Annotated in this window: 9 protein-coding genes; 8 read left to right on the top strand and 1 reads right to left on the bottom strand. The window is 42.7% G+C overall.

Features of this window, described 5'->3' with window-relative positions:
• The first annotated feature begins 12 nt into the window (after positions 1-12).
• The 6 genes from QUA88_RS20195 to QUA88_RS20170 all read left to right on the top strand — a co-directional run bounded on the left by QUA88_RS20195 (position 13) and on the right by QUA88_RS20170 (position 9219).
• Positions 13-1122 carry a class I SAM-dependent methyltransferase gene (locus QUA88_RS20195; protein ID WP_333273427.1) on the top strand — a complete coding sequence of 370 codons (1110 nt, stop codon included), beginning with the start codon at positions 13-15 and terminating at the stop codon, positions 1120-1122.
• A 33-nt stretch (positions 1123-1155) separates the two neighbouring features.
• Positions 1156-3204, top strand: coding sequence for a thiamine pyrophosphate-dependent enzyme (locus tag QUA88_RS20190; RefSeq protein ID WP_333273424.1), 2049 nt, complete (start codon positions 1156-1158; stop codon positions 3202-3204).
• Between the two features lie 2 nt (positions 3205-3206).
• The gene (locus tag QUA88_RS20185) at positions 3207-4406 is read left to right on the top strand and encodes a DegT/DnrJ/EryC1/StrS aminotransferase family protein (protein WP_333273422.1); all 1200 of its coding nucleotides are present in this window, start codon (positions 3207-3209) and stop codon (positions 4404-4406) included.
• A gap of 29 nt (positions 4407-4435) precedes the next feature.
• Complete coding sequence (locus tag QUA88_RS20180) at positions 4436-5950, top strand: B12-binding domain-containing radical SAM protein (RefSeq protein ID WP_333273419.1); 1515 nt, start codon at positions 4436-4438, stop codon at positions 5948-5950.
• A gap of 227 nt (positions 5951-6177) precedes the next feature.
• Positions 6178-7392 carry an L-2-hydroxyglutarate oxidase gene (lhgO, locus tag QUA88_RS20175; RefSeq protein ID WP_333273416.1) on the top strand — a complete coding sequence of 405 codons (1215 nt, stop codon included), beginning with the start codon at positions 6178-6180 and terminating at the stop codon, positions 7390-7392.
• 105 nt (positions 7393-7497) lie between these two features.
• The gene (locus tag QUA88_RS20170; protein ID WP_333273413.1) at positions 7498-9219 is read left to right on the top strand and encodes a hypothetical protein; all 1722 of its coding nucleotides are present in this window, start codon (positions 7498-7500) and stop codon (positions 9217-9219) included.
• Here QUA88_RS20170 and QUA88_RS20165 read toward each other — a convergent pair.
• A complete protein-coding gene (locus QUA88_RS20165) occupies positions 9195-12305 on the bottom strand; it encodes a tetratricopeptide repeat protein (RefSeq protein WP_333273410.1) in 3111 nt (1036 codons plus the stop codon). The genes QUA88_RS20170 and QUA88_RS20165 overlap by 25 nt on opposite strands.
• A 175-nt stretch (positions 12306-12480) precedes the next feature.
• Here QUA88_RS20165 and QUA88_RS20160 point away from each other — a divergent pair, with 175 nt between their 5' ends.
• Together QUA88_RS20160 and QUA88_RS20155 are read left to right on the top strand one after the other, a co-directional pair.
• Positions 12481-13437, top strand: coding sequence for a methyltransferase domain-containing protein (locus tag QUA88_RS20160; RefSeq protein WP_333273407.1), 957 nt, complete (start codon positions 12481-12483; stop codon positions 13435-13437).
• Positions 13438-13666: 229 nt separating this feature from the next.
• On the top strand, positions 13667-14200 hold the full coding sequence (locus QUA88_RS20155; RefSeq protein WP_333273403.1) for a class I SAM-dependent methyltransferase: 534 nt from the start codon (positions 13667-13669) through the stop codon (positions 14198-14200).
• Positions 14201-14207: the final 7 nt, after the last annotated feature.

The raw sequence follows: 14207 nt of genomic DNA, 5'->3' as shown, positions 1-14207 counted from the left end.
AACATCAACAAAATGAGTGTAATTGAACAGCTAAAATTGCAGTTATCCAGTTTTTCACAGCTTTGGGATACTGAACAAGAAACTCTTGCAGAGCGGGCGGCTTTAGTTCCCGACAACGGCATAATTGTTGAAATTGGTACTGCTCAAGGTGGTTCGGCTACTATCTTCCAAGCGATTGCCGGCACCAGGGGAGCTAAAATTCACTACGATATTGCTCCCTCCGCAGAAGCTTATGAACGATTAAAAAATACAAACGTTACCATTCATGCTCAACCCTCAGTAGAAGGTGCTCAAAGTTGGCAAGAAACAGTTAATAAACCGATCGACTTGCTGTTTATAGATGGCAGCCACGCTCTCCAGCACGTCTTTGAAGATTTTAAATCCTGGGTTCCTTTTCTTAAACCGGGTGCCCAAGTATTGTTCCACGATTTTGATTCCCAGGAGCGAGGCGGCTTGATTCATTTCGGGGTGCAAGTTATGGCAACAACGCTCTTGCGCCTCGGAATTTTGGAAGCACCCGTTCACAAAGACCGAATTCTTTACGGAACAATTAGTCGACCAGAAACAGTCAGTCTGGAAGCAAAAGACTGCTATCAAACCTTTCAGGAGATGGGGCGCGGACTTGTTCGGCTGTGGGAAACAGATTATACGAACTGGACGCTGGTAGGAGACGAACCGTTTGCAAATTTGATCCGGGGTTGCCTCAAAATAAACCCGGAGGCGACGCTATACACCGCAGAGCAAGCACCGCTCCAAGGTAATTATCTGGTATTTGCTCGACCTTTGGCTCCGGCTTTAGAGACTTTGTTCTCGCGCGGGATTCCGACAGATTCGATCGCAGTAATAGATAACTGTCAAGCTTGCTACCTAGTGGCTCAGGCGCTTCAAAACCACCGGAATCACTTATTAGCTATCACTTCATCTCGAAAAGAAGTGTTTCGCTGGGAAGAAATATTATTTATGTTCGATCACGCTTTTGGGGAATCGCTCTTTCCCAAACGGATTGAAAAATTTCCCAACGAATCAAACATTGTTCAACTGTCGTCGTTGGTAGCGCGCGAACAAGTTTGCCTGACATTTCTAGCACGCATCCTGCAAACACTTGTAGGCTGGAATCCTTAACAAAATACCGCCTGTAAAATTATGGAGTATCTCATGTACAGTCAGTTTTACAGATCGCTGTACCGCATCCGCCGAGTAGAAGAAGAAGTTGCCAAAGTTTATCCAACGGATAAAATCAAAAGTCCCGTTCATCTTTCTATTGGTCAAGAGGCGGTATCCGTTGGCATTTGCGAAGCTTTGCAACCGGATGATGTAGTTTTTGGCACTTACCGAAGCCACGCCCTGTATCTAGCTAAGGGCGGCGACTTAAATAAAATGATTGCTGAATTGTACGGAAAAGCAACAGGTTGTGCGAAGGGCAAAGGCGGCTCTATGCACATGATAGACCTGGCGGCAAATGTGATGGGATCGTCAGCGGTTGTCGGGACAACAATCGCGAACGCCATCGGCTATGCTTACGCACTAAAACATCAGCCACAAGACTCTATTGTTGTCAGTATTTTCGGCGACGGCGCAGTAGATGAAGGTGTGTTTGCTGAAAGCATGAACTGGGCGGCTCTCAAAAAATTGCCGATGATTTTTGTATGCGAAAATAATGGCTATGCAATTCATACGCACCAGCGTGAACGGCAGAAGTTGGACAATATCTGCGATCGCGCCCGCAGTTACGGCATCCCGGCAGAAAAAATAGAAGGCAATGACACTCTGACTATCTATGAAAAAATTGGCGCTGCTGCTAAAGCTTTGCGAAACGGCGAACCGGGCCCATTTTTCTTTGAGTGCATGACCTACCGCTGGAAAGAGCACGTCGGGCCGAATGAAGATTATCACTTAGGCTACCGCACGAAAGAAGAGGCAGAACCTTGGATTAAAAATGACCAAGTAAAGCGTTTAGCAGAACTGGTTGAACCAGAAGAACGCCAGAAAATAGAAGCGGAAATAGAAGTAGAAATTAAAGCTGCCTTTGAGTTTGCTGAAGCTAGTCCTTTCCCAGAAATCCCTGAATTATACAAGGATGTTTTCAAGGAAAAGGTCGCCAGTGATGCTGTAGCTGAATCAGAAGTCAAGCCGCTATCTGTAACAGAAACAGTCACCATTGGCGATCGCGAAATTAGCTATGTAGAAGCAGTGCGAGAAGCAACAGACTTAGAAATGGATCGCGATGCTTCTGTAATTTTATTTGGATTAGATGTAGACGATCCGAAAGCAATTCAGGGAACAGTGAAAGGGTTGCCGGCAAAGTACGGACACGAACGAGTATTTGGCACACCGTTGTCAGAAGATGCCATGACTGGTGCGGCGATCGGCATGGCTTTAGCCGGTTTGAAACCCATTCACGTTCACATCCGCATGGACTTCTTAATGTTGTCCATGAACCAGTTAGTTAACATGGCCGCCAAGATGCACTATATGTACGGGGGACAAGTATCTGTACCACTGGTAGTGCGGGCGATGATTGGCAAAAGCTGGGGGCAGGGAGCACAGCATTCTCAAGGACTTTACTCCTTTTTTATGCACGTTCCCGGTCTCAAAGTCGTGGCACCAACAACGCCCTATGATGCTAAAGGCTGTTTAATTGCCGCCATCCGCGACGGCAACCCAGTGATCTATGTTGAACACCGCATCCTGCACTTCCAAAAAGGGCCGGTGCCGGAGTCGGCTTATACGGTACTTCCGGGAAAAGCCCGGATCACTGCTGTCGGCAAAGATATCACCTTAGTTGGCATTTCTTATATGCAAATTGAGTGCCTGCGGGCCCAACGCTATTTGGAAGAAGTGGGTATTAGTGCTGAGGTAATTGACCCGATTTGGTTAAGTCCTTTGGATATTGATACTATTGCTGAATCAGTCCGTAAAACTGGCAAACTTTGCGTCGTAGATAGTGATTGGACAGCTTGCGGGGCGAGTGCTGAAATTATTGCCCAGGTAACGGAACGGTTGCAAGGGGTGTGCGATGTGCGGGTGCGTCGCATGGGGTTTGCCCCCGTTACTTGTCCGACAACTCCTAGTTTGGAGGCGCATTTCTATCCTAATGGTCGCACGATTGCTGGTGCGGCTTACGAGTTAGTAAAAGGCAATAATGATTGGTTGCCTGTAGAGCGGGCAGATTTGAAAGATATTGAATTTAAGGGGCCTTTTTAACGATGCAGAAAACACCAATGATGTCTGACAAAAACCTGAAAATGCCTTTGATGCAAAATAACATCACAAGGGCTGATTTAGATGCGGCGATCGCCTTTCTCCAGCAAGATGACCCGATTTTAACCCAATCTAAGCAGGTGCAAGCCTTTGAAAAAGAATGGTCAGAATGGCTCGGAGTCAAGTATAGCGTATTTGTCAATTCTGGTTCCTCAGCTAACCAGGTGACAATGTGCGCCCTGCGAGAGACTTACGGCGTAGGGGAAGTCATCGTACCGACACTGACGTGGGTATCCGATATCGCCTCAGTAATTCAAGCGGGTTTAAAGCCTGTATTTGTTGACATCAACCCCCGCACGCTGGGCATGGATATTGACCAGGTAATTGAGAAAATTACCCCGCAGACGAAAGCCGTCTTTTTAACCCACGTCCTCGGTTACAATGCCCTAAATCAAAGCTTGTTAGATGAGTTAGAGGCGCGGAACATTCCCCTGATTGAAGATGTCTGCGAGTCCTACGGGGCAACTTTTCAGGGGCGGAAATTGGGAGCGTTTGGGCTGATGTCTAATTTCTCTTTTTATTACGCTCATCACATGAGTACAATAGAAGGGGGCATGATTTGTACCAATGACAGCAACCTGTACCAAATGCTGCGGATGTTCCGCTCTCACGGCATGGTACGGGAGTCAACTTCCGATGAGTTGAAACAGTCATATTATGATAAGCATCCTGACCTCAATCCCGACTTTATTTTTGCTTTTCCTGCCTATAATGTCAGGAGTACAGAAATTAATGCGGTGATTGGGCGATCGCAACTCAAGCGGCTGGATGACAACAATAAAATTAGAACTGAGAACTTGTTACTGTTCCTGCAAAACTTAGACCCTGACAAGTACGAGACTGATTTTGAAACCGAAGGTAGTTGTAATTACGCCTTTACGCTGATATTGAAACAGCCAGACACCGCGCTCCGCGACAAGGTGATGCAGGCACTTCGCGAACAAGGCGTTGAGTTCCGCAGGGGGACAGCGGGGGGAGGCAATCAGTTGCGCCAGCCTTATTTGAAAAAGCTTTTTGGTGAGGCTGATTTGGCTAACTTTACTAAAGTAGATCACGTCCATTTTTACGGCTTTTACATTGGCAATTATCCGGGATTGGAAAAAGAGAAAATTATGGAATTGTGTTCTCTTTTAAACAAACAGTAGTCTTAGTAAAGCAAAAATTGGAGGCAATAATGACTATCGAAAATAAGTTGGATTTGGTACTCGTCAACCCTGGGAATCGAGCCAAAATCTACCAGTCTCTCAGCTCTACCCTAGCTGCCGTCGAGCCGCCTGTTTGGGCTGGCTTAATGGCAACTTTCGTTCGGAATCACGGCTTTTCAGTTAATATTATCGATGCTACTGCCGAGGAGTTAAGTCCGCAGGAAACGGCAGAGAAAATAGCTGAGTTAAACCCTGTTTTGACGGCTGTAGTTGTATACGGCCAACAACCCTCAGCATCTACCCAAGTAATGCCGGGAGCTAGTGCAGTTTGCACCGCAATCAAGCATATTTCACCGGATTTAAAGGTACTTTTAGTTGGTGGTCACGTCGCAGCTTTGCCGGAGCGATCGCTGCGGGAGGAAGAAACTGATTTTGTTGCAGCCGGGGAAGGGCTTTATACAATGCTGGAACTGCTGGCAGCCCTAAAATCAGACGCGCCAGATTACAGCAAAGTGCGCGGTTTGTTGTATTGGGAAGGCAAGGAAGTTAAAGCAAATCCTCCCGCACCCCTGCTGATGGATGTAGAAGAAAAAATGCCCGGAATTGCCTGGGATTTGCTGCCGATGGAGAAGTATCGGGCGCACAATTGGCACTGTTTTGACGGTCTCGTCCGCGAACCTTACGCGGCTATTTACACAACTTTGGGCTGTCCTTTCCATTGTAGTTTCTGCTGCATCCAAGCACCGTTTAAGACTGGTGAGAAAGAGTTGGGATATAGGGACATTACCAATAGTTATCGCTTTTGGAGTCCAGAACACGTCATTTCCCAAATTGAGATTCTGGTGAATAAATATGGGGTCCGGAATATCAAGTTTGCGGATGAAATGTTCGTGCTTAATCCCAAGCACGTTTTGGGTATCTGTGACTTGATTATTGAGCGGGGTTACGACCTTAATATCTGGGCTTACGCGCGGGTAGATACCGTCAGGGATGAGATGCTGGACAAGCTGAAACGGGCTGGTTTTAATTGGCTGGCTTTTGGGATTGAAGCTGCGAGCGATCGCGTGCGGGACGACGTACAGAAAGGTGTTGGTCAAGAGGATATTTACAAAACCATTAAAAAAGTTAGGGAGGCTGGCATAAATGTAATTGGTAATTACATTTTTGGCTTGCCAGAAGATGACTTGGAGACGATGCAGGAGACGCTAGATTTAGCTCTCGATCTCAATTGCGAGTTTGCTAATTTTTACTCGACGATGGCTTATCCGGGTTCCCAATTGTACAATATGGCTCTTAAGGAAGGGTGGCAGTTGCCGGAAAGTTGGAGTGGCTATTCTCAGCATTCTGTAGATACCTTACCGCTACCTACTAAGTATTTGCCTGCATCTGAAGTTTTGCGCTTCCGAGATAATGCCTTCCAGATATATTTTAGTAGTCCGAAGTATCTGGAGATGATTACTCAGAAGTTTGGGCCAGAAACGGCTGCACATATTCGGGAGATGGCTTCTCACAAACTAGAACGGAAACTATTAGTGACTGTTTAGATATAGCCTTTCTCAAAAAGGTGAGGTACGAATTTTGCCCTGGAAAGCTTGACAATACAGGGTTTCTGTATACCTCATTTATCTGAGAACCGCTATAGTTTGCTCAATTACCTCATCTTCTTTGGGGAGATGAGGTAATTGACCCTAAAACTTGTAGTCTGTGCAGCCGGAGTTGGATCGGGTAGTGATAGGTTTAAACCTGTCAATATTTTTAAATAATTATCGTTATGGTATCTTCTGATTTTTCTAGTACCGAGCAATATGATTTCGCCGTGATTGGTGGCGGAATTGTCGGATTATCGACAGCAATGGCTTTAGGTCATCGCAATCCCGATGCCCGAATTTTAGTGATAGAAAAAGAGTCAACTTGGGCGGCACACCAAACTGGAAATAATAGTGGGGTGATTCACTCCGGCATTTACTACAAACCGGGTAGTTTAAAAGCGAAATTGTGCCGGGAGGGAAATCATTTACTGAGTGAATTCTGTCAAAAGCATGGGATTGATTATGAAATCTGCGGAAAGGTGATTGTAGCAACAAGTTCGGAAGAATTGCCTCTTTTAGAGAACCTTTACGAACGGGGTTTAGCTAATGGGTTGAATATTCAGAAAGTTACTACTGAAGAAGTTAAGGAAATTGAACCTCATATCAGTTGTTTAGGAGGTATCCGAGTTGCAAGTACAGGAATTGTGAATTATAGGCAAGTTTGCCAAAAGTATGCAGAACTGGTTGCGAGTAGGGGTGGTGAACTTCGGCTATCTACTAAAGTAATCGCAATCGTGCCTACTTCGCAGGGTTATGTACTCGAAACGAGTCAAGGTTCCTTCCCAGCTAAGTTTATAGTTAATTGTGCCGGACTGTTTAGCGATCGCGTGGCCAAACTCGGTCGAGTTGACCCGCAAGTTCAGATCGTACCTTTCCGGGGAGAGTATTATGAATTGAGACCAGAAAAGCGTTACCTGGTCAAGCACTTGATTTATCCAGTCCCCAATCCCAATTTTCCTTTTTTGGGAGTTCACTTTACGCGCATGATTGACGGTAGCATCCATGCAGGCCCTAACGCTGTCCTCAGCCTTAAGCGAGAAGGCTACCAGAAAACGGACATCAATCTGCGCGACTTAGCTGAAGTTTTCACCTACCCTGGTTTCTGGAAATTAGCCGCTAAATATGCGGGAGTTGGTCTGGAAGAAATGGTTCGCTCTTTCAGTAAAGCTGCTTTTGTGAGGAGTCTACAAAAGTTGATTCCTGAAGTGCAAGCTGATGATTTGGTTCCCACCCATGCAGGCGTTAGAGCCCAAGCCTTGACAAAAGATGGTGGATTAGTGGATGATTTTTTGTTAGTCAGAGGTGAGAAAGCAATTCATGTTTGTAATGCTCCTTCGCCTGCGGCTACAGCTTCTTTAGCGATCGGGGAGGCGATTGTTGTTTTTGGATGGAGTTGAGACAGCAGGCACTTAATCGTGATTGTAAAAATTAAACAATTTTAACTCTGACCGTGTATTTGGCTAACTAACTGTTTTAGGTGTATATAAAGAGGAGCAACTCAAGTGATCTTATTTCTCAATGTTTTTATTACAGATAATCGAGTCAAATACCATCGAGGTCATTATGGTGATTCCTATGACAGACTCACTGTGTTTAAATACACTTTAGCAAGTTACTCAGTTATAGAATGGAGTCATGTAATTATTTACTATGGTTTGGATGTTAGCTATCAAAGCCGTCGTGAAGAAATAAAATCATGGATTAACTCTTTATTTAAAAATCCTACAGTTTATGAATTCCCCCTAACTCATCAGTCTGAATGGCGAGAAGCTATGGAAGAAGTCTTTAGTTTTGAAGATGATGATTTAGTTTTATTTTGTTGTAAGGACAATCACGTTTTTATTGACTATGATACTGATTTAATTTATAAGTTGGGAGTTAAACTTACATCTTTGTCCCAAGACCATCCTTATGTGGGTTGTGCACTTTCTCATTGGCCAGAGTTTTTAGCTTATAGTGCTAAACCGAGTTATAATATTTTCCCCCCCGATCCTCATAACGGAATAATCATAGAAGATACCGAACAATACTGTGTAATTAAAGAGTGGAGCGTTAATGATAGCATATATATTGTTAATAAGAACTGGCTGAAATATCTATGGTGTGAAGTAGATTATGGAGATACTCATCTTGTCCAACCTGATTGGGTGCCAGGGGTGAGGAGAGTACCTACTACTACTATCGTGCCATATCGGGAATTATTCAGACATTTTGATGCTTATACTCATGTAAATATTGGTTTAAATTTATGTCCGCCATTATACGTTCCTGAGGGTTTCTTTGAAAATGACATTAAAATATTGTATTGTGCCGACGAAAGAAAGCCAGGTTATGTTCATTTTAATCCTAAAATAAAAGATTACTATGCACATGATGCTGTATATGGTGTAGATTCTAGATATTGTCTAGAAGATTTACCTCTTTTTTGGAAAAATAGAATCTCTTCAATTGAAGTTGTCCACGAAATAGATCGAGAGCTTTTACTAAGATATCGAGATAATGCTGTCTTGGAGTTGGCATCATCAAGGCTAATCAATTATGAAGGGGTTAAGTTCTCAGACTTAGCTAAACGTATTAAGTTTGCTCTTCGCAGTGATTACTATTTATTAGAAAAGCCCTCTCTAAATTCTTGCTATGGTGCCCGAGTAAATATATTATTAAATATCCTAGGAGAAACCACTAAAGAGAAACCGGAGTTCGGCACTGTTTACCAAAGTGAAAGAATTTTCCGAATCGCTCAATACTGTACTCAGGAATGGAGTGGTGATTTGATTCAGCTTGGTTTTCCGAGAACAGAGGCTACAAAAAAACTAGCCCAAGTTGCCCAAAAATATAATCGGCGATTATTTATTGTGGGTTTAGCAGAAAAAGCTGAGACCAAAAATATTTCCCCTAATTTAGAAGAAACCTTATTAGCTGATATTGAACCCTACGCCGATGTGGTGTCAATTATATGCTTAGGCGCATTAACTGAAGAGGTTATCCACTTAATAAAAAATTTGGAATTTTGCTTCGCTTTTCTTGACAGCTTGGATAGCTATGACACCTGCTTAACAGCTATAAAAACAGTTGCATATTGCTCTGGAGTTGTAGCTATTGATAATGTTTTAAACAACAAAGAAATTAGTCGTGCATTTCTCCTTGGATCTGAGATAGTTACTCATCGGAGTAAACTTTATCTACCTCTTTGTCGAGAAGCTTATCTCCTGTGGCCTTCGGCTTGACTTATAATGGAGTTATATATAATTTTAATAGCTTCATTGTAAATCACTTGCCAGTCGCAATCATAGTTGCGAGTCATGTGATTGGACTTATCCTGATCGACAATGTATTTGCTGTCAATCACTACAGGTGGTATACAGTTTTCTCTTGCTTCTACATATAGAGGTTCCACCACATACCCAGGAAAACCTGTATTGGCATGAATTATACCTGGCTTGTTGGAAATCATGGATAGATAACAAGTTTCGCTACCTAATGTAGCAATATATAAGTCTATGGCGTTACATAACAAAATATTTTCATAATTGGGACGACCGAAAGCATTGTAAGTTTGAATGTAGGTAGGAAGAATATCTAAAACCTCCTCAACAAAAGTTTTAATAGGTGCTTTTAAATGAGAAATTTCCTCGGGGGTCGCTTCTTCACTTTCTTTGGGAGACCAGCCTCCAAAGACAACTGCTAAATTGGGAAATTCAGAGTACAAACTCTTAATAAGATTTGCTGTTCCCTCTACTTGGGATACCCATATTCTACTACGATAGCGACAGCCAACCCATATAATCGGGAAATGTTGTCTTACTCTTTCGAGCTCTTGCAAGAAAGCTGAAGAACATCTTTTCAAAGAAGCCTGAATAAGTCGGTTTGCTAACTTTTCTGTGACCACTAAATCAGTCGGTCTGATGCAAAAATAATTATTTGACATGATAGTTTTGAAAATATCGATGCCAGTTTTAGCAGGATGAATAAATTTTTCTAGAGGGATTTCCGGGAAAATATTAGCAATACTGAAATACTCATAAAGTCCTACTGAAAACTTATCTATTTTTTCCAGTATTCCGTTTTCATATAGGTTTTGAAGGCCAGACATATCATTCCAAAAAAAATGTCCAATATTAGCGATAAATCCAGACAAAGCTACAGTTTCTTTTTTTTGTTGGCTATTAATATAAGATTTAAACAACACCCAATAACTAGCAACACAGCTTTTCAAGGTGTTTATAGTGTTTTGACTCGTTTGTAAAGCCCACCAATCCTTTCCCCGGATCAAGATTATCTCCAAATGGGGAAAATAAATAGAACGCTTGCTGCCCCCCCATCCGCCAACGATTAAATAGAAAACATTGACTCCTATAAAACGATAAACAATATTAGTATCGCCAAAATTAAATGATTGATTCGATCTAACAATTCTTCCGCTAATAGGGCAAATTGAATAAATATAACCGGTTTCTACCATGCTCTGTTGAAAATCAAGACCTTGTGTAACATCGGGATGTCCTAATCCTTCCCAAAGTTTTTTTTCAACTTTTCTGGCGAGATGGCCCCTCTGATTTTGATGAAAATTGTTAATGTATATTTCTTCCAAATTTATATCATCCCGGCTCATTAATTCTAGGTTGGAGATGGAAAACCCAGATTTTTCAAGAAATATCTTAGCGGAGTCGGCTAAAAAGTCGATCGCGAACACAGTACATTGGCTGGTTTCTCTAAAGTGGGTTTCTGCTGTCGCTAGTTGAATTTCCGTTTGACAATAAACACTGGTCTCATCCAGTGGGCCTAATTGATTCAATCCCTTCCATATATACTCGCAAACTTCACCAGCACTAGGGTGTCTTTGCGGAGTCTGTTGGAAACAAACTAAAGCTTCATTTATCAAACCTTGTTTAGCCAAATTTATACTTAACTGATGGTAAACACCCGCATGGCTGGAATCGCTGTTAGATACTTGATGGTAGCAAGCCATCACCTCATTAAGGAAACCTTCCTGAATTAAGAGCTTGGCTAAATTAAAGCAACTATCTCGTTCTTCGGGTTGAATATCTAAGGCTTTTTGGTAGCATTTTAATGATTCCTCTAGGCGGTATTTTTGACATAAAAGCATCCCCAAATTCAAGTAGTCCGCTACACTTGGCTGCTGAAGAACTACCTGCTGATAAGCGGCGATCGCTTCGTCAATCTTCCCTTCTCCTTCTAACAGTTCTGCGGTGCGGCGGTAACAACGACTTGCTTCTTCTCGATCGCCAAGTTTTGCCTGTGATTCTCCTAACAAGTAGTAAGTCTGTGGCAAATCTTGGGAAAATTCAACTGCCTGCTGGTAAACAACAATCGCCTCTTCCCATTTTTCCTCACGAGCGAGAAGAGAACCCAACTGGTGATAAACTTTCCCAGAGCTTGGGTTCCGATCGACAGCACAGCGGTAAGCTGCGATCGCTTCCTCGATCTGTTCCTGTCTTACAAAAGCTTGGGCCAACTGCAACCAGGCTTCTAAGTTATCTGGTTGGATCTGCAAAAGATTGTGATAGCCTTCCACGTTGTCTGGATTGAGTTCTATCATGTGGCGGTAGGAGACTATCGCTTCTGCTACATCCCCCTGATTTGCCAGAACTTTCCCCAACTGCTGGTGCAATAAAAAAGATTTTGGGTTGAGTTCGAGCGCGCGACGGTAAGCTGCGATCGCTTCCTCCATCTGTTCCTGTCTTACAAAAGCTTGGGCCAACTGCAACCAGGCTCCTAAGTTATCTGGTTGGATCTGCAAAAGATGGTGATAGCCTTCCACGTTGTCTGGATTGAGTTCTATCATGTGGCGGTAGGAGGCGAGCGCTTCTGCTAAATCCAACTGAGTTCGCTCTTCCAGTGCATTTGCCAAGGCATGATGAATCCAATCAGCATCAGGGTTCAGTTCACTTGCACGGCGGTAAGCGGCGATCGCTTCATCAAATTGACCCAGTTTTGCTAAAGTATTACCTAGGCCCACAAAAGTCCCAAAATGTGCGGGATTGAGTTCAATCGCTTTGCGGAAGGCTACAGCCGATTCTTCCCATTTTTGCTGTTGAGCGAGGGAATCTCCTAAATGGTGGTAAGACCAAGAAAAATCCGGCTTGAGTTCTATAGCGCAGCGAAAAGCTGTGACTGCTTCCTCCCATCGTCCCAGTTTGGCTAGAGCTTCCCCTAACTGCTGGTGAAACCATGAGTTGGCGGGATTTAACTCAATGGCACGGCAATAAGCTGCGATCGCATCTTCTAGTTCTCCCTCTTGGAGAAGTTGATTGCCCTTGTCGAATTCGGTCACAGCGTTTTGCTCGTTCATTTTGCTAAATTACTTTTTCGTTATATAATATAATGCCATACTTAATCGGGTAATTACTCCAGCACCAACCTGCTTATAATATAATTTTGCTAACACCTTGTCAAGTGGCTTGACGTCTGGTATAGTCGTGACACTAACGGTTTTATACCATTGCCACCGACGCAAAAGCGCGATCATGACTAGGGTACACTATAGTGTATCCCATTTTGTAGCCCAGGCGTTTGCTTGTTCTGGGCTACATTGGTGGGAACATAGCGCGATCAATGGGAGTCTTTATCGACCGACGGAGATTGCTGTGGGTCGGGGAAATGCGGGTAAGGCGATGATAAAGTTGGCGCGACAGCGACGGCGTTTTGAGAAATGGCAATTAGCGGGAGGTATAAATTTGCTAGAAAATGAACTGACGAAGTATGGTCAGTGGATGTATGAATTTGATTTGGGTAATGGGATAAAAACCCCTGTCTATACAGATGTTATAAACCAAGTCCATAAAGTTAGACATTCAATGATATTTTCATTTTTAGACAGTGTTTCCTTTGATTACAAATCTGCTTCTGTTTTAGATATTGCCTGCAATGAAGGATATTTTGCCTTTGAAGCATTAAAACACGGCTGTAAGTTTGCTTTAGGCTTAGATGTTAGAAAAGAAAATATAGAAAAGGCTTTGTTTATCCAGCGTGCTTTACAGTACCAAAATTGCGAGTTTAGAGAAGCTGATATCTTTGAATTTGAGACTCGTGATACTTATGAATTAGTTTTTTTATTGGGAATTATTTATCATGTTGAAAATCCAATTGGGTTGCTCAGAAAATCAGCAGACCTGACTTCAAAGTTTTTGATTGTGGAAACACAATTATGTCAAAGTCAACAAAAAGCAATATCTTTTGGATGGGGAGTTCCCGGAAAATACTTAGAAGGAGAAGAATACTTTGTGGTTTACGATGAACAGCAAGAAACAAATCCATTAGCTTCTACTGGCAATGTTTTTAGCTTAATACCTAACCTATCTGCTGTTATTAAAATCCTTAGAAAACTTGGATTTAAAAGTGTTATTCAACTTTACCCCAACAATCAAGTTCAAGAATTTCAATATAACAAAGTAGATAGAGCTATTTTGGTAGGTATTAAATAAAAATACCTGGACATACTCGTACATTCAAGAATATTAAGTTTTAAGAACCCAGATGACCTTACTACAGCCAGTAAAGATATGCAGTTGTTGTGGCTCTGGGGAAATGACACATTCCTCTGTTTTATGGGATTCACTGATTAATGAGTGGGGTCTCTCAAGCTACGAAGTTGAATATATCAATCGCCAGCAAGGTCTACACTGTATTAAGTGTCATGCTAACTTACGGTCTATGGCTCTGGCTAAAGCAATTATGAAGTGCTTTAATTATGGTGGTTTATTTAAATACTTTGTTAAGCTTCCTAGGATTCAGCAGTTGAAAATACTTGAGATTAATGAAGCAGGTAGTTTAACGCAATACTTATCTCTGAACCCTAATCATACTTTGGCATCCTATCCGCAAGTTGACTTAATGTGCTTATCTTTCCCCGATATGTCCTATGATCTAGTGGTACATTCAGATACATTAGAACACGTGCGCCATCCGATTCAAGCCTTGTCGGAGTGCCTGCGAGTATTGAAGCCCGGTGGTTTTTGCTGTTTTACCATACCTATAGTAGTAGGCAGACTAACCAGAACAAGGGAAGGCTTACTCCCTAGCTATCATGGTGAGAGTGGGTCAAACAAATCCGATCTTTTAGTTTATACTGAATATGGAGCAGATGCTTGGAAACAGCTTGTGCAAGCAGGATTCGACGAATGCAGAATTTATTCCTTAGAATATCCCGCCGCTCAAGCACTGGTTGGCGTAAAATCAATGAATTAGCTAGAAC

Origin of the sequence: Microcoleus sp. D3_18_C2 (genome assembly GCF_036702395.1) — a bacterium.
Taxonomy (GTDB): Bacteria; Cyanobacteriota; Cyanobacteriia; order Cyanobacteriales; family Microcoleaceae; genus Microcoleus.
This window is presented reverse-complemented; position numbering and strand designations above follow the sequence as displayed.